General features: G+C 58.4%; 22 protein-coding genes. 11 read left to right on the top strand and 11 right to left on the bottom strand.

Going from position 1 to position 24,882, the window contains the following annotated elements; all coding sequences use genetic code 11:
- Positions 1 to 104 precede the first annotated feature (104 nt).
- The 5 genes from metG to BUA15_RS01725 all read left to right on the top strand — a co-directional run bounded on the left by metG (position 105) and on the right by BUA15_RS01725 (position 4,960).
- Positions 105 to 2,204 (top strand): methionine--tRNA ligase, encoded by a 2,100-nt coding sequence (metG, locus tag BUA15_RS01740; RefSeq protein WP_072714229.1) that lies wholly within the window; start codon positions 105 to 107, stop codon positions 2,202 to 2,204.
- Between the two features lie 180 nt (positions 2,205 to 2,384).
- Positions 2,385 to 2,618 carry a hypothetical protein gene (locus tag BUA15_RS01735; RefSeq protein WP_072714228.1) on the top strand — a complete coding sequence of 78 codons (234 nt, stop codon included), beginning with the start codon at positions 2,385 to 2,387 and terminating at the stop codon, positions 2,616 to 2,618.
- Between the two features lie 37 nt (positions 2,619 to 2,655).
- Positions 2,656 to 2,799, top strand: coding sequence for a cytochrome c oxidase subunit 2A (locus BUA15_RS13565; RefSeq protein ID WP_143149544.1), 144 nt, complete (start codon positions 2,656 to 2,658; stop codon positions 2,797 to 2,799).
- A 4-nt stretch (positions 2,800 to 2,803) separates the two neighbouring features.
- Positions 2,804 to 3,271 carry a cytochrome c oxidase subunit II gene (locus BUA15_RS01730; protein WP_072714227.1) on the top strand — a complete coding sequence of 156 codons (468 nt, stop codon included), beginning with the start codon at positions 2,804 to 2,806 and terminating at the stop codon, positions 3,269 to 3,271.
- A gap of 3 nt (positions 3,272 to 3,274) precedes the next feature.
- Positions 3,275 to 4,960: a cbb3-type cytochrome c oxidase subunit I gene (locus tag BUA15_RS01725; protein WP_072714226.1), complete on the top strand. Its 1,686-nt coding sequence runs from the start codon at positions 3,275 to 3,277 to the stop codon at positions 4,958 to 4,960.
- A gap of 122 nt (positions 4,961 to 5,082) precedes the next feature.
- On the opposite strand, the gene BUA15_RS01720 is transcribed toward BUA15_RS01725, so the two are convergent.
- The 3 genes from BUA15_RS01720 to hemW form a co-directional block, all read right to left on the bottom strand.
- Entirely contained in the window at positions 5,083 to 5,592 is a 510-nt protein-coding gene (locus tag BUA15_RS01720; protein ID WP_072714225.1) for a DUF192 domain-containing protein, read from the bottom strand.
- 114 nt (positions 5,593 to 5,706) lie between these two features.
- Positions 5,707 to 7,203, bottom strand: coding sequence for a carboxypeptidase-like regulatory domain-containing protein (locus BUA15_RS01715; RefSeq protein WP_072714224.1), 1,497 nt, complete (start codon positions 7,201 to 7,203; stop codon positions 5,707 to 5,709).
- A gap of 125 nt (positions 7,204 to 7,328) precedes the next feature.
- Positions 7,329 to 8,480: a radical SAM family heme chaperone HemW gene (gene hemW, locus BUA15_RS01710; RefSeq protein ID WP_072714223.1), complete on the bottom strand. Its 1,152-nt coding sequence runs from the start codon at positions 8,478 to 8,480 to the stop codon at positions 7,329 to 7,331.
- Positions 8,481 to 8,560: 80 nt separating this feature from the next.
- Between hemW and BUA15_RS01705 the strand changes: the two genes are divergently transcribed.
- Positions 8,561 to 9,721, top strand: a complete 1,161-nt coding sequence (locus BUA15_RS01705; RefSeq protein ID WP_072714222.1) for a DNA double-strand break repair nuclease NurA — start codon at positions 8,561 to 8,563, stop codon at positions 9,719 to 9,721.
- Positions 9,722 to 9,742: 21 nt separating this feature from the next.
- On the top strand, positions 9,743 to 10,327 hold the full coding sequence (locus BUA15_RS01700; RefSeq protein WP_072714221.1) for an HAS-barrel domain-containing protein: 585 nt from the start codon (positions 9,743 to 9,745) through the stop codon (positions 10,325 to 10,327).
- Between the two features lie 3 nt (positions 10,328 to 10,330).
- Here the strand turns inward: BUA15_RS01700 and BUA15_RS01695 are convergent, their stop codons facing one another.
- The gene (locus tag BUA15_RS01695; protein ID WP_072714220.1) at positions 10,331 to 10,825 is read right to left on the bottom strand and encodes a hypothetical protein; all 495 of its coding nucleotides are present in this window, start codon (positions 10,823 to 10,825) and stop codon (positions 10,331 to 10,333) included.
- A 183-nt stretch (positions 10,826 to 11,008) separates the two neighbouring features.
- Here BUA15_RS01695 and BUA15_RS01690 point away from each other — a divergent pair, with 183 nt between their 5' ends.
- Complete coding sequence (locus BUA15_RS01690) at positions 11,009 to 11,278, top strand: hypothetical protein (RefSeq protein WP_072714219.1); 270 nt, start codon at positions 11,009 to 11,011, stop codon at positions 11,276 to 11,278.
- A gap of 251 nt (positions 11,279 to 11,529) precedes the next feature.
- Here BUA15_RS01690 and BUA15_RS01685 read toward each other — a convergent pair whose 3' ends face one another.
- The 6 genes from BUA15_RS01685 to BUA15_RS01660 form a co-directional block, all read right to left on the bottom strand.
- Positions 11,530 to 12,987, bottom strand: coding sequence for an NADP-dependent isocitrate dehydrogenase (locus BUA15_RS01685; RefSeq protein ID WP_072714218.1), 1,458 nt, complete (start codon positions 12,985 to 12,987; stop codon positions 11,530 to 11,532).
- A gap of 106 nt (positions 12,988 to 13,093) precedes the next feature.
- Positions 13,094 to 13,696 (bottom strand): NUDIX hydrolase, encoded by a 603-nt coding sequence (locus BUA15_RS01680; RefSeq protein ID WP_072714217.1) that lies wholly within the window; start codon positions 13,694 to 13,696, stop codon positions 13,094 to 13,096.
- A gap of 6 nt (positions 13,697 to 13,702) precedes the next feature.
- A complete protein-coding gene (locus BUA15_RS01675; protein WP_072714216.1) occupies positions 13,703 to 15,739 on the bottom strand; it encodes a TonB-dependent receptor family protein in 2,037 nt (678 codons plus the stop codon).
- Between the two features lie 2 nt (positions 15,740 to 15,741).
- Positions 15,742 to 17,097 (bottom strand): SpoIID/LytB domain-containing protein, encoded by a 1,356-nt coding sequence (locus BUA15_RS01670; RefSeq protein ID WP_072714215.1) that lies wholly within the window; start codon positions 17,095 to 17,097, stop codon positions 15,742 to 15,744.
- 3 nt (positions 17,098 to 17,100) lie between these two features.
- Entirely contained in the window at positions 17,101 to 17,919 is an 819-nt protein-coding gene (locus tag BUA15_RS01665) for a LytR/AlgR family response regulator transcription factor (RefSeq protein ID WP_072714214.1), read from the bottom strand.
- A gap of 5 nt (positions 17,920 to 17,924) precedes the next feature.
- The gene (locus BUA15_RS01660) at positions 17,925 to 20,426 is read right to left on the bottom strand and encodes a histidine kinase (protein WP_072714213.1); all 2,502 of its coding nucleotides are present in this window, start codon (positions 20,424 to 20,426) and stop codon (positions 17,925 to 17,927) included.
- 174 nt (positions 20,427 to 20,600) lie between these two features.
- On the opposite strand from BUA15_RS01660, the gene BUA15_RS01655 reads away from it, so the two are divergent.
- The gene (locus BUA15_RS01655; protein WP_072714212.1) at positions 20,601 to 21,398 is read left to right on the top strand and encodes a TatD family hydrolase; all 798 of its coding nucleotides are present in this window, start codon (positions 20,601 to 20,603) and stop codon (positions 21,396 to 21,398) included.
- 92 nt (positions 21,399 to 21,490) lie between these two features.
- Here BUA15_RS01655 and dnaK read toward each other — a convergent pair whose 3' ends face one another.
- Positions 21,491 to 23,413, bottom strand: coding sequence for a molecular chaperone DnaK (gene dnaK, locus BUA15_RS01650; RefSeq protein ID WP_072714211.1), 1,923 nt, complete (start codon positions 23,411 to 23,413; stop codon positions 21,491 to 21,493).
- 229 nt (positions 23,414 to 23,642) lie between these two features.
- Between dnaK and pgsA the strand changes: the two genes are divergently transcribed.
- Together pgsA and pyrE are read left to right on the top strand one after the other, a co-directional pair.
- Positions 23,643 to 24,236 (top strand): CDP-diacylglycerol--glycerol-3-phosphate 3-phosphatidyltransferase, encoded by a 594-nt coding sequence (gene pgsA / locus BUA15_RS01645; protein ID WP_072714210.1) that lies wholly within the window; start codon positions 23,643 to 23,645, stop codon positions 24,234 to 24,236.
- Positions 24,226 to 24,879, top strand: a complete 654-nt coding sequence (gene pyrE / locus BUA15_RS01640; RefSeq protein ID WP_072714209.1) for an orotate phosphoribosyltransferase — start codon at positions 24,226 to 24,228, stop codon at positions 24,877 to 24,879. Before pgsA ends, pyrE begins: the two co-directional genes overlap by 11 nt.
- Positions 24,880 to 24,882 lie beyond the last annotated feature (3 nt).

Genomic DNA, 24,882 nt, shown 5'->3' with positions numbered 1-24,882 from the left:
TTGCACGCCTACGCGTGCGCGCTCCGCAAATTTCTTAAAGTTTGAAGCGATACGCTACTGTATATTCCAGAATTCAGCGTTTTTCTTAAAAAACGAAACTTCGTATGGACGACACGCGATTTGACCGCATTCTGGTAACCGCGGCGCTACCGTACGCAAACGGCCCTATCCATATCGGGCATCTGGCAGGGGCCTATCTGCCAGCCGACCTCTACTGCCGCTATCAGCGCCTCAAAGGCCGTGATGTACTGTTCATCTGCGGGTCCGATGAACTGGGCGTGGCGATCCTGATGCGCGCGCTCGAAGAAGGAACTACGCCGCAAGCTATCGTGGATCGCTACCACCCCATGATTCGCGATAGTTTTGAGCGCTTCGGAATGAGCTTTGACTATTACGGGCGGACCACCTCATCGGTGCACTTTGAGACCAGCCAGGACTTTTTCCGACGCCTGGACGAAAAGGGCGTGTTCAAGTTGAAAACAGAAAAGCATCTCTACGATCCTGAAGCCGGGCTCTTCCTGGCCGACCGGTTTGTACGCGGCACCTGCCCCGTCTGCGGCTATGAAGATGCGTATGGCGACCAGTGCGAACGCTGCGGCTCGTCGCTCAGTCCAACCGATCTCATCCAGCCACGCAGCGTGCTTTCCAGCGCAACGCCGGAGCTTCGAGAGACGACGCACTGGTATCTTCCCCTGGGTGATTTTCAACCTAAGCTGGAAGCCTGGATTGCCACGCATCCGGAGTGGAAACCTAACGTGCTGGGCCAGGTGCGGAGCTGGCTCCAGCAGGGATTGCGCGACCGAGCCGTTACGCGGGACATTCCCTGGGGCGTACCGGTGCCAGAGGACGTGGCCCGGCGTCATGGAATTGATGCCGAAGGTAAGGTGCTTTACGTCTGGTTTGACGCTCCTATTGGCTACATTTCGGCCACGCGTGAGTGGGCGCAGCAGCAGGGCGATCCGGAAGCCTGGCGACGCTACTGGCAGGATAAACGCACCCGGCTTATTCATTTCATCGGGAAGGACAACATTGTCTTCCACTGCCTGATGTTTCCGGCCATGCTCATGGCGCATGGCGATTTTGTGCTGCCCGACAACGTCCCCGCTAACGAATTTTTGAACCTGGAGGGCCAGAAACTATCAACCAGTCGCGGCTGGGCAGTCTGGCTCCACGAATACCTGGAGGAATTCCCGCCCGATCTGCTTCGCTACGCACTGGCCACCATGCTGCCCGAGACGCGCGACGCAGATTTTAGCTGGAAGGAATTCCAGCAACGCGTCAATGCGGAGCTGGCCGATATTCTGGGCAATTTTGTCCATCGCACGCTAACCTTTGCGCAGCGGTTTGCGGAAGGCCGGGTGCCCCCGCTGCGCAACCCGAATCCTGCGGATCAGGAGGCCTTGCAGGAACTGGCAACTTTTCCAGAACGCATTGGCTCGGCCTACGAGCAGTTTCGATTCCGGGAAGCCGTACAGGAAACGATGAACCTGGCCCGGCTGGGCAATAAATACTTCAACGACACAGCCCCCTGGCATACGCGTAAGACCGATCCGCAGGCCTGTGCCAATACAATCCATGTCTCGCTTCAGATTTGCGCGGCCCTGAGCATCCTGATGGAGCCGGTGTTGCCGTTTGCTGCAGTGCGGCTGCGCGCCATGCTCCGACTCGACGGGGTGCGGCCCAGCACGCCGGGCGGGAAGGGACAGCTCGGATGGGACGACGCAGCACGTCCGCTGTTGCCGGAAGGCCATGCCATTGGTCAGCCGGAGATCTTATTTACCAAACTCGACGATGCCGTGATCGAACGGCAAATCACCCGGCTCAGGACGCGAGCGCAGCAGGCGGCGGCACAGACCGATGGGCCACCCTACGCGCCGCTCAAGCCGGAGATTCTCTATGACGATTTTGATCGACTGGACCTCCGGGTAGGGGTCGTGCAAAAGGCCGAGCGCGTGCCCAAGTCGAAAAAACTGCTGCGCCTGGAAGTCGATCTGGGCTTTGAGAAACGACAGATTCTGGCCGGTGTGGCCCAGCAAATGGCGCCTGAAGACCTGGAAGGAAGGCGCGTGGTCGTCGTAGCCAACTTGAAGCCTCGCAAGATGATGGGGCTTGAGAGCCAGGGGATGCTGCTTATGGCCGAAGATCGAGAAGGACGGCTGGTGCCGGTTACGGCCGAGAGCGAACCGGGTGCTGTCGTGCGGTAGTCAGGAACGGCACCGTCAGGATTTATTGTGAAGTTATGATTTAAATAAGATAAAATAATATTATATCTTTTATTCGTCATATTCATGCAAATGTTACAATTCCCTTGCCGTGGAGTAGTTGATTTAAAGATCTGGAACGCTTTTTTTGTACGCCAACCTACGGCCAATCAAGCGAATGCTATGCAGGAGACACGGACGTCGGTATCGACGACGCGGGCCGTATTGCAGATGGGGCTGGTCGTGTTGCTGGGAATGCCCGTGGTAGCCTATCTGTGGGAGACGCTCAACCAGTTGCTCTCGTTGCATGTAAATCCCATGCGTTTGTTGATCTCGCTGCCCCTGCTTGCAGTCTTTATCGTCTGGCTACGATGGTTGGCGCGGCAGGCGCAGCGTTGGATGGAAGCAGGCCCTTGAAAGCAACCGTGGACCAACGTTAACCCCAGGAGGCGCTATGGCTGAATTGCAATCCAAGGGACCGGAGTCTGCTCCGCCGGAAGAGCCTGACGTGCGGGGCACTCTGTTTCTGACCATGCTATTTCTGGCAATGGTGGTGGGTTTCTGGGTGATTGTCTACTACCTGTTGCTAAACCGTTAAGGCCATGAAAGTGCATACCTACGAACGGGCTTTCCTGATACTGGGCGGCGTGCTGCTGGTGCTATGTATGGCAGCGCTCGTCTATGCGACGGTGGCGATGGGCATTCACCTGCCCGGACGCGCGGGCGAAATTGAGCCGGGTAAGGTCTTCACCACGCCGCCTTTTGATAACCCCGGTGTTCATCAGACAGGCCCTAACCAGTACGACGTAGTCATCATCGGACAGGCCTGGCGTTTTCATCCTATGGAGATCCGGGTGCCGGTCGGGGCTGAGCTGAATTTCATTGCGACGACCTTCGATGTCATTCACGGCTTTCACATTGAAGGGACGCGCGTCAATATGATGCTCATTCCCGGCCAGATCTCCCGCCTGACCTACCGGTTCCGGAAACCGGGGGAATACCTGATCATCTGCCACGAATACTGTGGCGCCGGGCATCATAACATGTATGGAAAAATCATCGTGGAATAAGCCATGGCAGAGTACATTGCAGCTTCGACGCCGGTCGTAGCCGATCCGACCCCGTTCACGCTGCCGGAAACGCAGCGCCGGCTGCTGCGCTGGACGCTGTACGTGGGCTACGCGGCGCTAACGGCCGGTATTTTTCATGGACTGGCCCAGGCCCTCTCTTACGCAGGCATTGATATTCTGGGATACTTTCCGGCCCTTCGCAGCTACTATCAGGGGCTGACCGCCCATGGCGTGGCCAACGCCATTATTTTCACCTTCTCCTTTGCCAATGCCTTTCTGCCGCTTATGGTAGCGCGCGCGCTTTCGCGCCCTCTGGATGAGCGGCTGCTCTGGGCCAGCTTTGGCACGCTGGTGCTGGGTAATTTGCTGGTGATCTACGCGGTAGTTACCAACAAAGCAAGCGTGCTGTACACGTCTTACGCGCCCCTTCAGGCGCACTGGACGTACTATGTGGGGCTGGTCTTCGTGGTGATCAGTACATGGCTGGCTTTGCTGAGCATGCTGCAGATCTGGCGCGCCTGGAAACGGGAGCATCCCGAAAAGCGCATGCCGCTGCTGGCCCATATCTCGATCGTTTCCTACGTCATGTGGTTTCTGGCATCGCTACCCATTGCGGTTGAATTTCTGTTCTTTCTGATTCCCTGGTCGTTCGGGTGGGTAGAGCGAACCGACCCCTTACTGACGCGCACGCTTTTCTGGTTTACGGGCCATGCTATCGTGTATGCCTGGCTGTTGCCAGCCTACGTGTCATGGTATGCGCTGGTGCCGCGTCAGGCCGGGGGAAAGGTGGTCAGCGATGCGCTCACGCGCCTGGTGTTTATTCTCTTTTTGCTGCTGTCAATTCCAACCGGCTTTCATCATCAGTACACGGACCCGGGCATCCATGAAGGATTAAAGTTTGTCCATGCTATCCTCACCTTTGGCGTCTTCTTCCCGAGCCTGATCACGGCCTTCAGCGTCATGGCGTCGCTGGAAATGGGCGGTCGGGCGCATGGAGGGCGGGGGTTGCTGGGCTGGATTCCCAAGCTGCCCTGGGGGGATCCCTCGCTGTCGGCGCAACTACTGGCCATGATCACGTTCGTCTTTGGGGGCATCACAGGCCTGATCAATGCCTCGTTCACCATGAACCAGGTCATTCATAACACGACCTGGGTGCCCGGACACTTCCACATGACGGTGGGAAGTGCCGTAGCCATGACGTTCATGGGCGTGGCCTACTGGATGGTTCCCTACCTGACTGGCAAGAAACTCTGGGGACGCAAGGTAGCGCTGGCCTCCAACTGGATCTATACGATTGGCCTGTTTATCTTCGCACGCGGCATGATTTCGGCCGGTCTGGAAGGCATGCCGCGCCGAACGTTTCTGGTGCAGGCTCCCTATATGGACCCAGACTGGCTGGTGGGGCGTGTGCTTACAGGGGTGGGCGGTACGCTCATGTTTGTGGGCATCGCGCTGTTCTTTGTGGTGATTCTCATGACGGTCTGGAAAGGAAAGCCAGGCGAGGCGCCCCGAGATATTCCCTGGTCTGAGACGCTTACGGAGCCAGCCCGGAATGGATGGGCGGCCCATATGGACCGGATCGGCTTCTGGGTTATTGTGGCAATTATCCTGATTGTGATCGCCTACGGTCCGTTCTTCCTGAGCTATCTGCCGCCCAACTACGTCTCGCCAGGATTCCGGATTTTCTGAGGAGGTAAAGTGATTGGATCAACAGGACGGGGCAGCCCTCAAGGCTGCCCCGTTTTTTTGTTCCGCATGGCGGAAGAAGGTTGCCAGATCGCTTTTGCGAGGAGGATTGCCGGCAGGCAACGCTAAGGCCGGGTAGCGATGAGTGATTGCTCATGGCGGCGCCAGCGAATGCGATCCCCTTCTAGGACGCCATACGTGTCGGCAAAACCGGCCGGCACTTCTACCACAAAACGCGCTGGAAACTGCGACGAGATCGTTTCGGTCGAGTACGGTCGCGTATATTTGGCGATGGAGACAATCTGCGAGTCCTCATTAACAAAGATGATGTCCAGCGAAAGGGGCGTGTTGGCCATCCAGAAACCCTGCATTTCCTCGCGCTCAAAAATGAAGAGCATGCCGCTACGCTCAGGCAGGTGCGTGCGGCCCATCAGCCCACGCTGACGCGCAGAGTCGGTCTCGGCAATTTCGATCGCAATGGTCACCAGCGTATCGCCATTGCGCACAAAGGCCAATTGTCCGTCTTCTCGGAAGGGGATCGACAGCTCAGTGGGTGGGGGAGGCGCAGGGCGTTGGCAATGGGTAGCCAGAAACAGCAGGAATATCCCCAGAGCCAGGGTGATGGTGGGACGCATGAATCATGCAGGTTGTTGTTGCCAGACAACAACCCAAAAATAAGTTTCTGGCCAGAGGTTTGCACAAAAAGGCAGGTCTCGCCACGCCCGTAGCTTGCCCGGTCGGAGCGCTGCTTAGCGTTTTAAAATAAAAGCCTTCAGGAGCGCACCGTCCCTTTGCAGCTCGCCCTCTTCCGAAAGGATACGAGCTGAGCCAGGAGTCGGGCCAAATGCCAGAGAAAGTTTGCCGTTTGGACTATCGATGTTGATGACAATGGCCTCTACGGTAGGGGATCCTCCTTCATCCAGCGTCTGATCTGCGACCACGCGGAAAAAGAACTCGGTAATGCCAGGGCCTCGGACTACATCGTCATAGGTTGTTTCGGCGCTCAGCGTCCGGAAGCCTGTGTCCCCCAGCTCGACGTCAACGGCGCCGACCGCTTTTACCTTGGTGCCCTGGGCTTCGATGGTCAGTTTTGTGCCTGGGGCTAGCGGATTGCCTAAATGATCGGTCAACGTAAGCAAGTACGACTGATTGAGCGCAGCGACCAGAGGCTGGTTAAGGCAGTTATTCTGATCATTGAGCATGCATAGCTCAACCCGTGGAGGACCGGAAAAGAGGATTGGAATGCTGCGCGTGACAGGCTGTTGGTTGCGGTCGGCCGTAGTAGCCGTGACAATGGCGATGCCATCGGAGGGGAGCGGATTAGCTGAAAAGAGCGTAACGCTTCCCTGGCCCTTTGCGTCGGTCAGGATAGAGCCGGTAATAATGCCATGCGTGGTCGTAAAGTAGACGGCTGTGCCGGGTTTGACAGGATTACCATACTGGTCGCCTACAATGACCGTGATCTTGTTCTCCAGGCCGTAAGCTACCCAGCCTGGAAAATTGTACTGCGTTGGAGCCAGGGTGAAAAAGTTCGAGTCGGGGAGGCCCCCGTGAATGGCCAGGCTAACGGGCTGTGAGCGGATGGTGCGGCCGTTTACGGTCGCTTCGGCTACGATCTGGACGATGCCGGCCCGGGTACCACTGGCCACGTGCACGCGCACGCGCCCACTGTTATCTGTCAGGGCTTCTTCCGGGAACAGGTATTCATCGCCGCCGGGCTGTACGCCGAAGCGGAAGCGCACGCGCACGGCATGGTCAAGCACAACGGGGCGGCCCATGGAATCGGCTACCTGGAAAACCAGTTCTGCTGTTTCCTTTGAGCCACTTTCGCGCACGCCAATGGCCTGGTCCGACTGCGACAGCAGCAAAATGTTGGCTGCTTCGCCAGAAACGGGCTCTTCGGTAGCAGTGCGGGTCAGCCGAAGCACCGGCACCTCAATGGTGCGATCCGGTACGGCCAGCACCGGCAGCGAGGCGCTGGTGTAGCCTGTTTTGGTAGCGCTGAGCGTCAGTTGCATGGTGCTATCGATCGTTACCTCGAAGCGATAGCGTCCCAGCGAATCCGTGTCGGTGATAAGACCTTGCGGTTGCAACTGCACCAGCGCGCCTACAATAGGATCATTGGTTTCTGCGTCAAGCACCTGACCGGTCAGGGTAACCATGCCGGCCGTTTCGTCCGGAGTTGTCTGGTCACACCCGGTCCAGAGCAAGCAGCCAGCCAGCAGGAGGGAAAAAATGCGTTGCATGGGTAGCTTTGTAATTCCGTTTGGGTTGCACGGTGCAAAGACAAGCAGAACGCCTGACGCTTCTTTGCGGGTATCGACGAAGCGCTTTGAGGCTTTAGCATGACAAGCCGCAAAGTCAGTGCCGCTTAGAGAAGACGTGCAATGATAGCGTCGCAGACGTGTCGTCCTTTGCGGCTCAGGCGGAGCGTGCCGTTACGAATCGGTTCGATCAACCCTTCCGCCTCTAGTTCGGCCAGCTCGTCCAGACGCTCGCTGAGCAGATCAACGCCGTAGCGCTCAGCGTAGTGGTCAAGGTCCAGGCCTTCTGCGGTGCGCAGGCGCAATAGCAGGTACTCTTCCGCCAATTGATCGTAGGAAAGGCCTTCCCGAAATTCCAGCGGCAGGTGGTGCTGGGCCAGCAGGGCTTCGTAACGCCGGATGTTGCGGACGTTAGCCCAGCGATAGGCACCGGGTTCGGGCAACTGGCCCCACCAGAACGAATGCGCCGACGGTCCGAAGCCCAGATAGTTGCCATGCCGCCAGTAGGTATGATTGTGGCGCGACTGGTACCCCGGGCGCGCAAAGTTGGAGATCTCGTAATGCACATAACCGCGCGCTTCCAGGTACTCCATCGCAAAATCATAACAGGCCCGGTACGTTTCTTCATCGGCTGGCTGCACCAGGCCTCGTTCTACCTGCTTGTAGAGCACGGTGCGCGGTTCAATGGTCAGACTGTAGGTTGAAATGTGGGGAATGCTGCGATCGGCTGCTTTCTGAAGGTTAGCCATCCAGTATTCAAGCGGCTGATCAGGCAGGCCGAAGATCAGATCAATGTTAAGGTTTTCAAAGCCAGCGCGACGCGCGTTTTCAATAGCTGTTTCGGCCTGGGCCGCTGTGTGCGCCCGATTCATAAAGCGCAGGTCTGCCTCATAGAACGACTGCACGCCGATGGAGAGGCGGTTAATCCCCAGATGGTGCAGGCCCCGTAGATAGTCCAGCGAAGCATCTTCTGGGTTAACTTCAAACGTAACTTCCTGGAGGGCTGACAGGTCGAAAAAGCGAGCAAGCTCGTTCAGCAACTGGGCGACTTCGTCAAGCGACAGGCGGGAAGGGGTACCACCCCCGAAATAAATGGTCTCGATAGGCTCCAGACGGCCGTAGAGCTGCCCGTAATAAGCAATCTCCGTGCAGAGCGACTGTACAAAGGTTGCGTAAAGCCGCTGGCCTGTAACAAAGTAAAAATCGCAGTAAATGCAGCGTTGCTTGCAAAAAGGAATGTGAAGGTAAAGCCCGGCCATTGTCAAAGGGTTGCGTGTGCCCTTACTTGTTGAGAACTTAAACGCGTGGAGCACGCCCCCTATTCCAATCCAGCGCGCTGATGCTTGATTTTGTGCGTCTTCAGCAGCAACTGCAAGGTTTTGCTACCTACCAGCAGCAACAGCGGGATCTGTTGCAGGAAAAGCTGGCGGCTGCACTGGACACCTGGCGTGCGATAGGGGACGTAGGTGAGCTGCTGGAACAGGTGGAACGCGCTCGGCCAAGCTGGTTGGTAGCCCGGCCGCTGGGCGAGCGGCTCCAGACGCGCGTCACCGTACCAGAGCGGCCCGCGCAGGTAACGGTCGTGGCGGCTGACGGCTCTCAGATCTTCCCAGATCGGCATGTGGAGCCTCCGTGTTTTCTGCTGAACGTAGGGCGGGTAGCTTTCCAACTGGGAACGCACGAGCCGGTTCGGCTCGAATCAATCCCCCGATTTTGCTTCCGTCGGGAGGAGTTACAGGAGGTGCTGGACGAACGACTGGCATCGGTGTCCGTAGAAATAGTTTCAGCCCTGCGGGACGAGTTTGAGTTGGAGGAGCTGCTGCAGTTGGCACGGGAAGTCCGGCGCGATGGCCGCCCTCTGGTTGCGCTGCTGGATGGGACGCTCATTCGCTGGATGATTCGCCGGCTCCACCAACGCGAGCTGGAAGAGCGGTTCATTCAGCGCTATGTGTGCCTGCTGGAGCAGTTTCAGAAGGCCCGGATACCTGTTGCTTCCTACATTAGCATGCCCGGTGGAGCGGAAGTGGTCAATCTATTGCGCGTCGCACGAGGGGAATGCACCCCTGATCCGCCGGCTCTGTCACTGGACGGACTGACCGATCGGTTGCTGTTTGCGCACCTGCTTCAGCCCGGTGAACGTTCCGGGCTATTCCTGTCGGGCTCGCACATTCAACAGGCGTATGCCGATCCGCACCGCATCGTCTATACCTATCTGTCGGTACCAGGACCCTACGGGCAGGCTGAAATTGCTCGGGTTGAATTTCCTCGATGGGTGGCCGAACAGCCCGAGTGGGTGGCGTTGATCTGTGCAGTGTTGCTAAAGGAATGCGTGAAGGGCAACGGCTATCCCATGGTGCTGGCAGAAGCACATGAACAGGCTGTGATTCGAGCGCCGGAACGGGAGGCCTTCTACGAACTGATCGGCCGGCAGCTCTGGCGGGGCGGTATAGCCATGGAGCAGTCCCGTAAGCAGACCAGTAAACGCCGACCAGTACTTTGAAGCCAATACAGGACAGCAACGATGCCGATAGGAGAGGTTATCGAGTCAAGCACGCGGCAGTTTGTAGCCGAGGTATACCGGGAACAGGCTCCCCCTGCGCTGGGAAGCTGGGTGCAGGTGAGACAGCCTGATGGGCAGACCGTTTATGGACTGGTCAGCCATGTTGAGATAGGCAGCGTCGAACCCGGACGACGTCCTGTGGCCCTGGGGCGCTCTCCTGACGAACTGCGCCGCGAAATGCCGCACGTACTGGAGTTAATCCGTACGACGTTTCGAGCGCAGGTGCTGGCCTATGAGGAGCCAGGAGGACCGATTCGCCAGACGCTTCCACCGTATCCGGCCAGTATTCACGCGTTTGTCGAAGTCTGTCCGCCCGACATTGTCCAGCGGCTAGGACCACCATACGACTTTCTGCGCACGCTGGTGCAAAACCCCGATCCGGCTGTGCCTGTCGATGATCTGCTGGTGGCCGTGCTGCGGCAAATCTACAATGGCCACAGGGATGCCGAGCGAGAACAGGCACTCATTGCAGCAGGGCGCGTGCTGAGCCGATTGCTACGCGACGACCATGAGCGGCTTCAGGCTATTCTGCGTCGGGTTGTGTGACGCTCAAAAAATCACACCGACGCGTAGAGGCAGCACAACGTCCACGCTGCGTTCGCCGACCACCAGTGCAGGGTTGATTTCATAGAAAACCTGGGTTTCGCGCAAGAGCTGCACCCAGCCAAAGCCAAAGTGCACGGTTGGGCCGCTTTCTCCACGGTACCGATCCGACAGCGGTGCATAGGCGCCAACGCCTCCCAGGATATAGAACGCCTGCCGCTCGCGGGGCGGAAACGTCACAATCGCGGAAAGCTGCGGATCAAACACGTAACTGGCCTCGTCCCGGCCCCGAAAAATAAAGCCGGTAAATCCCAGATCCACAGCCAGCGACAGATCGGCGCTGACCGGAGCAGCGGCGCGGGCCCGCACGCCCAGGCCGAGCCCCTCGGCCGTCGTGAGCAGAGCATTAAAGCCCAGGCCTACGCGGGTCTGGCGCTGGGCGAAGGCTGTTCCGGCCATTAGCAGCAACAGCGCAAAAAGAAGGCACGGGCGGCGTTTCATGGCTTCTGTATGGATTGACGGCACAGCATCATCCGACTGGCCAACAGGCGCGTCGGAAATTTAGAAATTCTGGCGCATAGAAAAAGCATGGGCCTGTAAGGTCTTGTTGAAACCCGCGTAACCTGTTGAATAACGCGTACGTATTTTTGAGATGCGGGATCGACCACTCAAAGATAAGGGGCCATGAATTTCTGGGAATTTGTGTTTTTGATCGCTGTGGCATTCGGGCTGCCGCTGGCTATGATGAACATGTGGCTGAGCTATCGACGGGAAAAACTCAAACTGAAGCAAGGGCCATCGCTGGGGGCACGGGAGCTGCAGCACCTGGTGCGACAGGCCGTTGAAGAAGCGCAGCGCCCCCTGATCGCCCGGATTGAAGCCCTGGAACATCAGCTTAAAGCGCTTCCCGCGGCCCGCAAATCCCCCGCCTCCGAGGAGAATCCCCAGGCTTGAAGCGGTATTTCTTTGATTACGCAGGCGCTTATCGTGGTGGGAATCCTGTCTACCATTGTCTGGTAGTGATCCGGACCCGCTCCGGCATGCGAAGCTCCACTCCGGCCTGAGCCGACAGCTCGAAGCGATAGTGCGGCCGGCCTATCGATTTTTACACCGGCTTTCTCAGCTTCTGCAGAAACCAGGCTGCCCTGCGTAGGAGATTGCGGACGCAGCTACCCGGTTCGTAGGCCAGTGCAGTTCTTTCGCTGTTATTCCGCCTGGGCGAGTGAGTAGCCGAGCCGGCCGTCGAACGTGTACAGATGCTCGGTCTTGATGAACGTCAGGCCCGCTTCGTGAATGCGGCGCAGCAGCTCTAACACCTGTACCGGGGTGACCGTACCGCCCTCGCGGGCAGCCACGAAGCGGCAGCGCCAGTGGTCGGTGCAAAACGTCTCCGGCAGACCGCCGGGATAAACCTTTACGCCCCGATTCGTGATAACGCGCAGGCGGAATGCGTCGCCGGCCAGCGCCTCAAGCTGCTGCCCCAGCACGTTGGGATCGCGCCCGGCTTCGTCCCAGTCGATAAACACATCCACCCCTACCAGTTGTTTGGGCTGGCGGGGAGTGGGACGGATCGCTACAGAGACGCCGGGCTTACGGAAGTGCACAGGCTTCAGATGTTGGGGGTTCTGCCCCAATCGGGCAATGACCGCCTCGGCAAAAGCCTGCGTGCCCACTTTCTGCTTACTTTTGCCCGGACGGTAAATATCGGCCGTGTGGATACCGTCTTCGATGGTGCGCAGCCAGGCATTTTCAATGCGGGCGGCAATGTCAGCCAGCCCCAGATGCACCAGCATCATTACCGCAGCGTTGAGCAGGCCAGAAGGGTTGGCAATGTCCCGGCCGGCAATGTCGGGTGCCGAGCCGTGAATTGCCTCAAACATAGCCGCGTGCGTACCCACATTGGCTGAGCCGCCCAGCCCTACCGAACCGGCCACCTGGGCCGCAATGTCGGACAGAATGTCGCCGTAGAGATTCAGGGTAACAATTACATCCAGCGTCTCCGGACGGGCAGCTACCAGGGCGGCGCCAATGTCAATGATGCGGTGTTCAGCTTCGATGTCCGGATATTCGGCGGCAATCTCGTCGAAGATTTTATGGAACAGGCCGTCGGTCATCTTGAGAATGTTGTCCTTTGACATGCAGGTCACTTTGCGACGGCCGTAGGCGCGGGCATACTCGAAGGCATAGCGAATGATACCTTCACTTCCCGGACGGGTAACCAGCTTAAGGGCCTGTACCACTTCGGTTGTCTGCTGGTGCTCAATAGCAGCGTACAGGTCTTCTTCGTTTTCGCGAACAATGACCAGATCAATGTGAGGGTAAGGCGTTTCAACGTATGGATGCAACGACTTGGTAGGGCGTATGTTGGCAAACAGACCCAGCGCCTTGCGAATCGTTACGTTCAGGCTTTTGTAGCCACCGCCCTGGGGTGTAGTGATCGGCGCCTTGAGGAAGACCCGGTTGCGGCGCAGCACGTCCCATGCCTCATCGGGAATGCCCGAGGTAATGCCCTGGCGATAGACTTTTTCTCCAATTTCAATCACATCATATTCCAGAGGAGCACCGGCCGCTTCAAGCACGGCCAGGGTAGCTCGCATGATTTCTGGTCCAATGCCGTCGCCATAGGCAATGGTGACCCGATGTTTCTCCTGCGGCTGACTCATAGATGGCGTAACTGATTGTTTTCCTGGTTTGAAACAGCTTCCGGAAACTACAACGCGTAGCGGAAAAGGACGTTTGGCTTAACGTGAATTCTGCAGCGAGGGGATGTTAAGAACGGACGGAGTCAGCCGAAAGCGAAGGGGGCGTGCCTTGTTGCAATTCCTGCAGGCGTTGTTGCACTTCGGGTTGGGTCAGTAAGTGGGCCAGGTAGTACGTGCCGCCAAAGGCAAGCACCAGCGAAATCAAAAGAAAAAGGAGCACCAGCAGGCGCGACGCCTGAGGCGTCAGCAACCGTCCCTGACGGCGCCGTTCCCATTCATCAGGAAGGCGATCCAGCAGCCGGCGAAGTCCCTCTTCATAGACGAGCTGGCGGGCCTCTTCCAGGGGAACCCAGCAGCGACGACGTTCGGCCTGTTCGGGCCAGTCGTCTAGCTCTTCCGCCACCGTCATTAGATATACTTCGACCCAGCGCTGGTCACCTGGGCGGCCATGCAGGTAGCGGCCCAGGGGTTCAGGGTGAAGACGTCCACGAACGCCGGCTTCCTCATAGGCTTCCTGGCGAGCCGCCTCAAGCGGCGATTGACGTCGTTTGACGTTGCCTTTCGGTATAACCCACCGGCCTACCGTACGCGAGGTAATCAGCAGGACTTCGATCTGTCCGTTGCGGAACCGGACCGGTAAAACACCTGCCTGTAATTTTTGCTTACCCATGCATTTTCAGGGAGTACCCAGGTTAAGCCCGAAACGAACGCTGCGGCCAGCCGCAGGTTCGAAATAACGTCCCCCGCCGGCGTTTACAACGACGGAGCCAATGTAACGCTGGTCCAGCACGTTATGCATGGAGATGAAAGGTTGGATATGCAGGCCGGAGACGAGCGAGCGTCTTAATCCCAGCGTAACGTCCAGGGTAACATAGCCGTCTATTCGTACGGTGTTAGCATCGTCGGCATAGTAAGGGCCTACGGCGATGCCGGTTGTTTCCAGCCAGAAAAGCCCTTTCTGAAATTGCAGGGTCAGAGCGGCTCGGTGCTCCGGGAGGCCAGGCAGGCGATTGCCCCGAAGGGTGGCCTCCTCAAAGACAAAGCGAGCACCTGTGTAGGCCAGGCGCACGTGCAGGGCCGTGGTTAGCTGCGCCTGGAGCCAGGCCTCGATACCATACTGCCGACTGCGACCAGCATTTCGATAGAAGGTGCGGCCGTTCCCTTCAAGCTGGAAAGGAATGATGCGGCCGCGTACCCACTGGTAGAACAACGTCACCTCAGCATGCAGTCCAGGCTGCTGCTGGCGCCCTCCCAGTTCGATGCCGTAGAGGTACTGGGGCTTCAGCGATGGGTTAAAGCCACCCTGGCCGTCCGGGCGATTGACCAGCTCGGTCGTGGTCGGCGACTCGAAAGCGGTTCCCAGGGTGAGGAAAAGCTGCGTCGTCGGGGAAGCATAATAAATCAGACCCAGGGTGGGCGTCCAGATCTGGAAGGTGCGACGACCGGATTGGTCGCCGTTGGTGAGCAGGTAGTCGGTCAGGGCAAAGTGTAGGTAGCTCAGGCGCAGTCCGGCCAGTGCCTGCAGGTGCGGGGAGAAAGCATACCGTGCCAGCCCAAACAGGGCTGTCTCACGAACGCGCTCACGCTGATCTCGCAACAGGGTTGTGCCCGGGCGGCCGTTTTCGTTGCGGAAGTTCTGGCGGTCGTCTTTCTGGAAGGTGAAGTCAAAGCCCAGCCCCGTGCGCCAGGGGCCGCGCTGATGGGTCCACGTGGTGCGTAGGCCAGCTACCTGACGCCGCAGGCGAATGTAAGCGAAGGGCAGGGGATTATCCAGGTGGCGCGTCAGCACATAGGTAGTGAGCGTGAGCCAACCCAACGGAAGCTGGTGGGCGAAAGTGGTGCCAAGTTGAAGCTGACGGCTTTCTTTGCCGGCACGGGTAGCCACATAGCGGACGCTGGCCTGCTCAGGATTGCGGGCTGCCTCGTCGGCCGTCAGCGCGCCTGGATGCCGTGCGTCTAACCAGGAGCCCGCCAGGGTGATCCGCAACCGACTGACAGGGCTCAGCCGCAGACCGGCTTGCATGCCAAAGCGGCTCAGTCGGGTGCGACTGTGGGCCCGATAACCCTCCTGCTCAAAATGAGAAGCATGAGCAACCAGCGCATGTGAACCAAAGCGTAACGCAGCTTCACCTCCCAGGCGACGCAGGCCATAGCTTCCGCTGAGGAAGCGCAGGCGAAAGCCTGGTTGAAACGGGTCAGGCCAGGTAGAAAGAACCAGGGCACCACTGCTACCATTGCCCCAGAACAGGGCAGCCGGGCCGCGCAGGAGCTCGGCGCGGCGCACAAAGGCAGGATCAACCGGATCGAGCACCGCCTGGCCGTCGGGCATGGTCAGAGGAACTCCGTCGAGCACGACCTGCACGCCGCGCACCCCGAAGGCGGCCTGCCATCCGGCGCTGCGCACCAGTACCCGCTCACCCAGTGCATAATTCTGGCGGTCGTTCAGCCAGAGTCCCGGTAGGTCGCGCAACGTCTCGGTCAGCGTGAGCGCCGGACGAAAGCGCACTTCCAGCGGCTGCCGTGTAAACGTGAGCAGCGGCAGCGCATCGCCCCAGGGAGCCGTAACCCCCCGCGTCGCCTCCACCAGAATGGGGGGAAGCTGAAAGAGGGTAAGGCTGTCTGGCTCAGAGCGAATGCGGGAGGGCGAAGGCTGCTGAGCTTGCACCTGTAGAGCCGGCAGGCTCAGGATGAACAGCAAACAAAACCAGCGCATGGTTACCAGCCGATACGACGGGAGGATTGACGTTTGTCTGAACGTACGGGGGAAGCACTCCAGCCAATCGCTGTGGTGGCAGCCAGCCGTTCAGGCGGCATGGCTGTGGAGGCGGTAGGACGCGTGCGGCGAGGCGGCGGTGCTAGCTCGTCGGTGCCGACCGTTGCCGCAGTATGCCGGGCAGCCAGCAGCGTGCCGGCTTCATAACGGTGTAGCGTGGTGCCAGGATAGTAGAATGCCAGAATGTCACGGTATGAATACCCCTGGCGAGCCATCTCCAGCGCGCCGTACTGGCTAAGCCCTACCCCATGACCAAAACCTTTTCCTTCAAAATGATAGATATTACCCTGCCGACGAACCGTAAAGAATGTGCTGCGGAGGGTATGCCGGCCGAAGTGTGCGTTGACCAGCAATCGGAAGGCGTTTGCGCGGATGGTGAGCGGAGCGCCGCGTTCGCGGAGTAGTTCGATGGTAGCAACTCGGCCATCAGGACTATGGCGTCCGATGCGCAGGTCGATGATGCGCGCGTTGTACTGTTGGGAGAGGACCTCCAGCAGTTGAGTGCGCGGGATAGCAGCCTCCCAGTGCTGGAAAGGTGCGTTGCGGTCATAGGGGTCTGGCTGGCCGCGCAGATAGGGACGAGGAGGACCGTCCCATACGTCTTCATTGTTGGCCGTATGGCCCCCGCTGGCCGCAAAGTATACGGCTTCAATCAAGGTGTTCTGATAGGTGAGCACCTCATTGCGGGTCTGCTGCACCGCTTCTCGGATCAGCGGCGTAACGCGGTCTATGCCTTCATACATCTGATGGGTGGCGTGATCCAGCAGCGTATCGCCCATTTGCAGCCGACGAAGCGTATAGGTGCGAATGGCTACGGCCAGTGCCTTGGTGCTTTCCAGGTCATCGAAGTGATGCTCCCGCGCCAGCACGGCCGCTACGTAGTCTTCGAGAGCGACATAGTTAATGACCTGTAAACCGGAGGGGGTGGGAGCAATGCGAATCCAGCCTGGATAGGTGAAGGGGCCGGCGGTCTGACCAGGCCGTCGAGCAGTTAACTGAAGATGCCCTTCGGCAGAGGGATAAATGCGGATCCACCGGGCAAAGAGGGTTCGGTCGGCCGTGCGCAGGCGGAGCTCGCTGCCGCGGCGGTCAACCAGCAACGTCATGCCAGTGGAAAGGCGCAGTAGCGGCTGCGCATAGTCTGCTGCAAATACCCAGGCGGTGCCTGTTGGGGCAATGGCCAGTACGTCTGGCTGGAACTGCGTGAATAGCTGCACGCGCAGCGTGTCGACAGGCTGGGTCCAGCCCAGCCGGACCGCAAGGGCCGCAAGCACGAGGATGGGGAAAGGGGGCCTCATATCTCAAAGTACAAGCCGTTCCTTTAGCAATTTTGAACGCTCTCGGCTGGCGATTACTTCATGGTCGCCGGTGAGCTTTAGCTTGTAGCGGCCGCTGAACCACGGTATCAGCTCCCGAATATGGCGGAGCTGCACAATGGCTGAGCGGTGAACCCGCATAAAGTCATGCGGGTTCAGCCGCGCTTCCAGTTGGTCGAGCGTGTAGCTGACAACGTGCTGACGTAGTCTCGGGTGGGCACCCGTCTCCTCGTCCAGCACGTACAGGCGCGTAATGCCGTCATGGATTTCGGCAGAAACTAAGTGCGTAACCGGAATAATCAGGATGCGATCCCGGTAGGCGACCGAGAGTTGCTCCAGATAGGGACCTGATGGGGCGGACGAAGCAGCCTGTTGTTGCGATTCCAGCCAGTCGAGCAGTTGCGCCAGACGCTGCTCCTGTTCTTTGCGTAAGGTGGCGGCTTGCATTTGCTCCACGCGAGCAACCGCCTTCATCAGACGCTCCTGGTTTACCGGTTTGAGCAGATAATCAATGGCGTGAGCTTCAAACGCCTTCAACGCATAGTCGTCATAAGCCGTAACGAATACCACGAAAGGGCGATGTTCGGGATCCAGGCGTTCGAGCACCTCGAACCCATCTAGCTCAGGCATCCGAACGTCCAACAACAGCAGGTCAAAGGGCTGGCGTAATTTTTCAAGGGCTTCGATACCGTCGGCTGCTTCTTCAATCGCAGCCACGCGTCCGGCAATTCGGAGCGGTTCTAACAACTTGCGAAGACGGCGTCGGGCCGGTGGTTCGTCGTCGACGATTAAAATGCGCAGCATTGTACTCAGGGATTCAGGTTTGCAGACGAAGCCGGTTCGGTCTGTGGTGTAGGCAGCAGCAAACGCACGCGCGTGCCCTGGCCAGGAGCGCTTTCAAAGCGAAGCAGATCGCGACGTCCGTAGAGTTGTTCCAAACGGGCCATCACATTACGCAATCCCAGACCGAAAAAGGGGAGAGGCCCTTCGGTAGCCTGGCCGTTCTGTTCCCAGAGTGCCGGGATGCCTACCCCGGTATCAGCAACCAGGATTTCAACAAGTCCATTTTCCAAACGTTGCACCTGGATCTGAATCGTTCCGCTTGCGCGAAGTTTCTCCAGGCCGTGTTTGACGGCATTTTCGGCTAAGGTCTGCACCGCAAAGGCAGGGACGGGAAATGATTGGAGCGTAGCAGGCAGGTCTATGGAAACCTGTAACTTGCCGCCAAATCGTGCCCGTTCAATCTCCAGGTAGTGCGAAACGAGCCGAAGCTCCTCTTCTAGCGTGACAAACGAGCGTCCTCCGGTGTTTAGCGTATGCCTGAAAATGGCTGCCAGGTGTTCAACGACCGCCTCGGCTTCTTCCGGTCGCTCATTGATCAGCGCAGCAATGGTGTTGAGCGCATTGAACAGGAAGTGAGGATTGATCTGCGCCCGCAGGGCAACCAGTTGGGCTTCTGCGTTCTGACGAATCAGGGCACGCTCACGTTCAAGTAAGTGCAGGCGTTCAATGGCCAGGGCGAGCTGGCTGCTCAACATACGAAGCAGATCCAGATCTTCGAGGTTATAGAATTCATGGCGATTGCGCTTATCGCCCAGAATAAGCAATCCCAGGGGGCGTTGCTCGCCGGTGATAGGGATAACGAGTGCCACGTTCCGGCTTTCAAGAAGCGCGTGCAGTTCACCGGGAAGCCGATGTTCGTTCAGTTCAGGATTGCAGGCCCAGATAGCACTTTTCTGACGAAAGTGGGGCCAGATCGTCTCCACGATACGTTCTGTCAGGTAAGGAGGCTCCGGATGGTAAGCGGCTGAGATCCAGGGTGTCGATTCCGTGGGCCGGAAAAAGAGGCGAACGGATCGCGCCTGAAACGCAGCGCCGACTACTTCAACTGTTCGCTGCGCCAGTTCTTCCAGGCTGAACATCTGTCGCAGCTGTTCCTGCAGGCGGCTCAGCATTTGACGGGTACGCTGCCGCTCAGTCGAAAAGAAAGCGGGAAGTTCCCGGCGGAGCCAGCGGGCAAAGCGCTCAAAGAGTACCAGGAGCACGACCACGTAAAGGCCAGCTACGACCTGCCATGGGGCATTAATGCGCTGCAGGAGAGGTTCCATGAGCGACATGCCACCGACAAACGCCAGAAAAATGGCGCCCAGAACTGTGCTGTAGACCAGGGTGCGTTCCAGTACCAGATCCACTTTGCCTAGCTTGAGCGTAGCCAATGAAACCAGGCCAATTGGCGCCACCGACAGGAGCTGGACGCTTACAATGAGCCAGCCCACCATGCTGTCGGTGACGAGCCCGAGCAGGGGGACGACATCCAGCACCGAAAGGCCTAGCAGTACTGAAAAGCCTAATGTCAGCCAGCTTCCCGAACGATTCCAGCTTTCTGAGGGGGTGCTGCGGCCTGATCGAAGGAGCAGGGTCAGCCCAGCTGCTAGAGCTACGTAACAGCAAACGTAAAACAGGATCGGGGCAATCAGTGCTTCCACCGAGAAGGGAAGCAGGCTCGGATGAAACGTGGTCAGCACCATGGCCAGGGCCAGAATCAGTGGCGGAAGATAACAGATGCGATGGTAAAGGACAGGGCGGTTCAGCCGCAGATCATGCACGATCTGGCGAAGCAGCAGCGCAGGAAAGCCAATCCAGCCAACCAGACCAGTAAACGTAAGCAACTGAAATACCCGATCCTGCATCCCTCCGGGAAGCGGAGGCCCCAGAAAGGTTATCAGCAGAAGCCGGCCCAAGTTGCTAAAAAACCAGAGCCCTGAAACGCAAATGAGCAGCAGCGAAAAACGGGCGCGACGACTGCGGCGAGCCAGTGGAAACAGCAACAGCAACGCCAGTACGTGCACGAACGACCCCAGCGCAAATCCCCAGAGCGAAAATTGCCAGAGGGTAGGCGAAAGGGGATAAAGAAACGTCGGGTAGCGCGTGAAACGCACCCGAGCTTCCAGGTAATTACCGTCTCGAAACAGGGCATAGGTATGAACGCTGCCGGGGGGCTGTCCGTCAATCGCCTGCTTGAGATCTTCCAGATTGAAAAACTGTTGAAAGTCCAGCAGGTAAAACACATCGCCCGGTCGAATGCCTGCGCGCGCTGCCGGCCCATTCGGAAAAACGTAGCCGGCCACAATGCGCCCTTCATCTGCTACCCAGTGTACCCAATCGAAGCCCCGGGGCGGCGCCTGAGGGACCTGGCCCGTTAGCTGGACCAGCTCCCATCCGTCGTGAACCATGCGGCCAATAGGCCACACCGCCACGATGGCTACCAGGGGTAATAGCAAAAGCCCCAGCCGACGACGGAGAGCGGACACGACGGTCAGCAGTCTGTGGAAAGATTGCGTTCACTACAAATTAAATAAACGCCGGCTGCAAGATTCCGTCCCCGGCCTTGAAGTCCGGATCAACCTCTTAAAAAGGTCCGATCCTGAAGGACGTCTGTGCGTACGTGCGCGCATATGACCTGATGTCACTAATAACTTCAGCCTATGGTCTCGCTGATTGACACGCACGTGCATCTGTATCTGGAGGCTTTTGATGCGGATCGAGATGCAGTTGTAGCGCGCGCTCGGGATGCGGGTGTGGTCGCTATGATCCTGCCGGCGATCGACGTGCCGTCGGTCCATCGTGCGCTGGCGCTCTGCGATCGCTACCCCGGCGTGTACGCAATGGCCGCCCTGCATCCTTCAGAGACGCGGCAGGCTACCGAGGCAGACTTTGAGGCAATCGCCCGCCTGTGCGATGATCCGCGCGTGGTGGCCGTAGGAGAAAGCGGCCTGGACTACTACTGGGATCGTTCGTTTGACGACCGCCAGCAGGCGTTTTTCCGAAGGCACATTCGGCTGGCGATCGAAAAAGATCTACCATTGATTTTGCATAATCGGGAAGCGTCGGAGGATTTGGTGCGCATTCTGCGGGAAGAGCAGGCGGCCAGCGCGCATCCAGAGCGATTGCGGGGAATTTTTCACTGCTTTACAGGGCCGGCCTGGGTAGCTGAGGCCGCGGCTGAATTAGGTTTTCTGCTGGGCATTGGCGGTATCCTGACGTTCAAAAAGAGCAAACTGGCAGAGCTAGTACGCACGCTACCTCTAGAACAGCTTGTCTTAGAGACGGATGCGCCCTTTCTGGCACCGGTGCCGCATCGCGGCCGACGCAACGAACCCGCTTTTGTGCGTCATGTGGCAGAGAAACTGGCGGAAATCAAGGGGGTACCGCTGGAGGAAGTAGCGCGGATTACGACCGAAAATGCCCGTCGGCTTTTTCGACTGCCAGGCCCCGTAGGGTAGCAGGGCCTGTGGACCGCCCGAAAAACAACGCCCCGGCGTTCAGCCGGGGCGTTGCTCTACTTACAGGCGGCAGCCGAACCGCATGGACGCGCTTACTGCTTGTCTTTGTCGTCCTCGTCAATTACCTCATAGTCGGCCTCGCGAACGCCTCCGGAGCTGGACTGCGTGGAGGCGCCGTCGGAAGCCTGGGCACCGGCCGCTTGCTGGGCCTGGTAGAGCTCTTGGCTGGCTTCGTTCCAGGCCTGGTTCAGTTGGGCAATGGCCGAATCCAGCTCGTCAAAGTTGCGCGCTTTGTGCACCTCTTTCAAGCGTTCAAGAGCCGACTCAATTTTTGCCCGCTTTTCGGTTGGCAGCTTGTCGCCATACTCGCGCAGGTTCTTTTCGGTCATGTAGATAAGCGAGTCGGCCTGGTTGAGCTTCTCGACCTGCTCGCGCCGCTTTCGGTCTTCGGCCGCATGCCGACGCGCCTCCTCGCGCATCCGTTCAATCTCCTCAGGGGTCAGGCCACTGGAGGCTTCAATGCGGATTGACTGCTCTTTGCCGGTGGCCTTGTCCCGAGCCGACACATGCAGGATGCCGTTGGCGTCAATGTCAAAGGTTACCTCAATCTGCGGTACGCCCCGCGGAGCCGGGGGGATGCCATCCAGGATGAAGCGTCCGAGGCTCCGGTTGTCGGACGCCATCTCGCGGTTGCCCTGCAGGACATGGATTTCGACCGAAGTCTGGTTGTCCGACGCCGTCGTAAAGATCTCGCTTTTACGGGTTGGAATGGTGGTGTTGGCCGGAATCAGTACGGTCATGACACCACCCAGGGTCTCAATGCCCAGGTTCAGTGGCGTTACGTCCAGCAGGAGCACATCCTCCACTTCGCCCGCGAGGACACCGGCCTGGATGGCCGCGCCAATGGCCACGACCTCATCCGGGTTAACCGACTTGTTGGCCTTTTTGCCAAAGAATTCCTCAACGGTCCGCTGCACCAGCGGAATGCGCGTGGAGCCACCCACCAGGATGACTTCGTCAATGTCTTCCTTTCGAAGCTTAGCATCCTTGAGGGCTTGCTCCATGGGCGGAATAGTGCGCGCCACCAGGTCTTCGATAAGCTGCTCAAACTTGGCGCGCGTAATCTCCATGACCAGATGCTTGGGCCCTTCGGCGGTTGCGGTGATGAAGGGCAAGTTGACCGTTGTCTTCATGGCGCTGGACAGCTCAATCTTGGCCTTCTCGGCCGCCTCTTTGAGCCGCTGCAGCGCCATCGGATCTTTCCGCAGGTCAATACCTTCCTGCTTCTGGAATTCGTCGGCAATGTAGTCGATCAGTCGCTGGTCGAAGTTATCACCGCCCAGGTGCGTGTCGCCACTGGTGGCCTTGACCTCAAAGACGCCATCGCCTAGCTCCAGGATCGAAATGTCGTAGGTACCTCCGCCAAGGTCGTAGACAGCAATTTTGAGCTCCTTTTCTTTCTTGTCCAGCCCATAGGCCAGCGCTGCGGCGGTCGGCTCGTTAAGGATCCGGCGCACCTTCAAGCCAGCAATTTCACCGGCTTCTTTGGTGGCCTTGCGCTGGGCATCGTTGAAATAAGCAGGCACCGTAATTACCGCCTCCGTAACGGGCTCGCCCAGGTACTCCTCGGCCGTCTGCTTCAGCTTCTGCAGAATCATGGCCGAGATCTCCTGAGGCGTGTAGAGACGCTTTTCACCGCCGACTTCAACTTCGACGCGGACCGTATTATTCTCGCCCCGCACGACCTTGTAGGGCACCATCTTGATCTCTTCGGTCACCTCGTCATAAAAGCGCCCCATAAAGCGCTTGATCGAAAAGATGGTATTTTTCGGATTGGTAATCGCCTGCCGCTTGGCCGGGGCGCCGACGAGGCGCTCACCGTCTGACGTAAACGCTACCACCGATGGCGTAACCCGCGAGCCCTCTGGATTAATGATAACCTTAGGCTCGCCGCCTTCCATGACAGCCACAACGGAGTTCGTGGTGCCCAGGTCGATGCCGATGATCTTGCCCATCGTTCACTGCTGATGTTTTAAAGTCCGACAATTTGCACGGCTTGGATGCTGCGAAGGCCGCTGCTCAAGAACAATGCCGACTTGTAAGGTGCGTCAGAATGTCAGCCAGTCATACATAGGCTTTTCGCATCGGCGTACGAACCTGCCGCCTATGCGGACGTTCGTGCAGCGACCTCTGGTGTCAGAGGCAATTTTTGTATTTTAAGCGAAACCGGTATTTCGTTCGATCATGCGACATCTGCCAAATGCGCTGACCATTGCGCGCATTGTGCTGACTCCTGTTTTGTTGGTACTGCTGCTCAGCGGAACCTTTACCGGGCAGCTTGCTGCTCTGGGTCTGTTTGTAGCCGCAGCGATCTCAGATTATCTGGATGGCAAGTTGGCTCGCAGCTTTCGAGCTCGTTCTCGATTGGGCCAATTTCTGGATCCGTTTGCCGATAAAGTCCTGGTGCTGGGTACGTTTGTCTGCCTGGCGATCCTGCTGCCGCACCAGATACCCTGGTGGGCCGTGGGCATTATCGCCGGACGCGATTTGCTGGTGACCGCGCTGCGCACCTGGGCAGAAGCCCGCGGCCAGAGCCTGCGCACGCTCCCGCTGGCCAAAACCAAGACAACCGTCCAGCTCGTCTTTCTGATTGGCATGTTGCTGCTGCTGGTGCTGCGACAGATGCCCGGAACACCGGGCATGTATGCCCTTCAATTGCTGGAAGGGCCCGTACCTCGCCTGTTTTTGCTGGGCCTGGTAGCGCTGACTGTGCTTACGGGCTTCTGGTATGTGCAGGGTATGTGGAGACGAACCATTCTCTACCACCATGACGCCTGAAGACGCATTGTCCCGACAGGTAGCCACAGCACTCCTGACCATTGGGGCCGTGTCTTTTTCGCCAGAGCGACCCTTTACGTGGGCCTCTGGACTGAAAGCGCCCATTTACTGTGACAACCGGTTGCTGATCAGCTATCCCCATCTGCGGCGCACCATTGCAGAAGGCTTCCGCCAGATTATCGAATTCTGGGAGCTGGAGCCAGAGGTAATCGCTGGAACAGCCACGGCGGGCATTCCCCATGCAGCCTGGCTGGCAGATCGGATGGAACTGCCCATGGTTTATGTGCGCGCTAAACCTAAAGCGCATGGCCAGCGCCGCCAGATTGAAGGACGGTTGGAGCCGGGGCAGCGCGTTGTCCTGGTCGAAGACCTGATCTCTACCGGCAGCTCATCGCTGGCTGCCGCGGAGGCATTGCTCGCGGCCGATGCCCGGTTGCAGGCGGTGCTGGCGATTTTTACCTATGGGTTTCCTGAAGCAGAAATGCGCTTCGCACAGGCCGACATTCCCCTGCATACGCTGACCAATCTGTCTGTTTTGCTGGAAGTCGCCTGGGAACATGGATTGCTTGACCGGCAGACCATAGCCGCTCTGGAGGATTGGCAGGCGGATCCATATGGCTGGTCGGAAGCGCACCGCGAATGATGC

Origin of the sequence: Rhodothermus profundi, from assembly GCF_900142415.1 — a bacterium.
GTDB classification, from domain to species: Bacteria; Bacteroidota; Rhodothermia; order Rhodothermales; family Rhodothermaceae; genus Rhodothermus; species Rhodothermus profundi.
Note: the sequence above shows the minus strand (reverse complement) of the source record. Positions and strands in the feature narration are given on the sequence as shown.

Bases quoted from the DNA above. Each gene is read 5' to 3' on its own strand.
- metG (WP_072714229.1), top strand. From the start codon at position 105: ATGGACGACACGCGATTTGACCGCATTCTGGTAACCGCGGCGCTACCG.
- BUA15_RS01735 (WP_072714228.1), top strand. From the start codon at position 2,385: ATGCAGGAGACACGGACGTCGGTATCGACGACGCGGGCCGTATTGCAG.
- BUA15_RS13565 (WP_143149544.1), top strand. From the start codon at position 2,656: ATGGCTGAATTGCAATCCAAGGGACCGGAGTCTGCTCCGCCGGAAGAG.
- BUA15_RS01730 (WP_072714227.1), top strand. From the start codon at position 2,804: ATGAAAGTGCATACCTACGAACGGGCTTTCCTGATACTGGGCGGCGTG.
- BUA15_RS01725 (WP_072714226.1), top strand. From the start codon at position 3,275: ATGGCAGAGTACATTGCAGCTTCGACGCCGGTCGTAGCCGATCCGACC.
- BUA15_RS01720 (WP_072714225.1), bottom strand. From the start codon at position 5,592: ATGCGTCCCACCATCACCCTGGCTCTGGGGATATTCCTGCTGTTTCTG.
- BUA15_RS01715 (WP_072714224.1), bottom strand. From the start codon at position 7,203: ATGCAACGCATTTTTTCCCTCCTGCTGGCTGGCTGCTTGCTCTGGACC.
- hemW (WP_072714223.1), bottom strand. From the start codon at position 8,480: ATGGCCGGGCTTTACCTTCACATTCCTTTTTGCAAGCAACGCTGCATT.
- BUA15_RS01705 (WP_072714222.1), top strand. From the start codon at position 8,561: ATGCTTGATTTTGTGCGTCTTCAGCAGCAACTGCAAGGTTTTGCTACC.
- BUA15_RS01700 (WP_072714221.1), top strand. From the start codon at position 9,743: ATGCCGATAGGAGAGGTTATCGAGTCAAGCACGCGGCAGTTTGTAGCC.
- BUA15_RS01695 (WP_072714220.1), bottom strand. From the start codon at position 10,825: ATGAAACGCCGCCCGTGCCTTCTTTTTGCGCTGTTGCTGCTAATGGCC.
- BUA15_RS01690 (WP_072714219.1), top strand. From the start codon at position 11,009: ATGAATTTCTGGGAATTTGTGTTTTTGATCGCTGTGGCATTCGGGCTG.
- BUA15_RS01685 (WP_072714218.1), bottom strand. From the start codon at position 12,987: ATGAGTCAGCCGCAGGAGAAACATCGGGTCACCATTGCCTATGGCGAC.
- BUA15_RS01680 (WP_072714217.1), bottom strand. From the start codon at position 13,696: ATGGGTAAGCAAAAATTACAGGCAGGTGTTTTACCGGTCCGGTTCCGC.
- BUA15_RS01675 (WP_072714216.1), bottom strand. From the start codon at position 15,739: ATGCGCTGGTTTTGTTTGCTGTTCATCCTGAGCCTGCCGGCTCTACAG.
- BUA15_RS01670 (WP_072714215.1), bottom strand. From the start codon at position 17,097: ATGAGGCCCCCTTTCCCCATCCTCGTGCTTGCGGCCCTTGCGGTCCGG.
- BUA15_RS01665 (WP_072714214.1), bottom strand. From the start codon at position 17,919: ATGCTGCGCATTTTAATCGTCGACGACGAACCACCGGCCCGACGCCGT.
- BUA15_RS01655 (WP_072714212.1), top strand. From the start codon at position 20,601: ATGGTCTCGCTGATTGACACGCACGTGCATCTGTATCTGGAGGCTTTT.
- dnaK (WP_072714211.1), bottom strand. From the start codon at position 23,413: ATGGGCAAGATCATCGGCATCGACCTGGGCACCACGAACTCCGTTGTG.
- pgsA (WP_072714210.1), top strand. From the start codon at position 23,643: ATGCGACATCTGCCAAATGCGCTGACCATTGCGCGCATTGTGCTGACT.
- pyrE (WP_072714209.1), top strand. From the start codon at position 24,226: ATGACGCCTGAAGACGCATTGTCCCGACAGGTAGCCACAGCACTCCTG.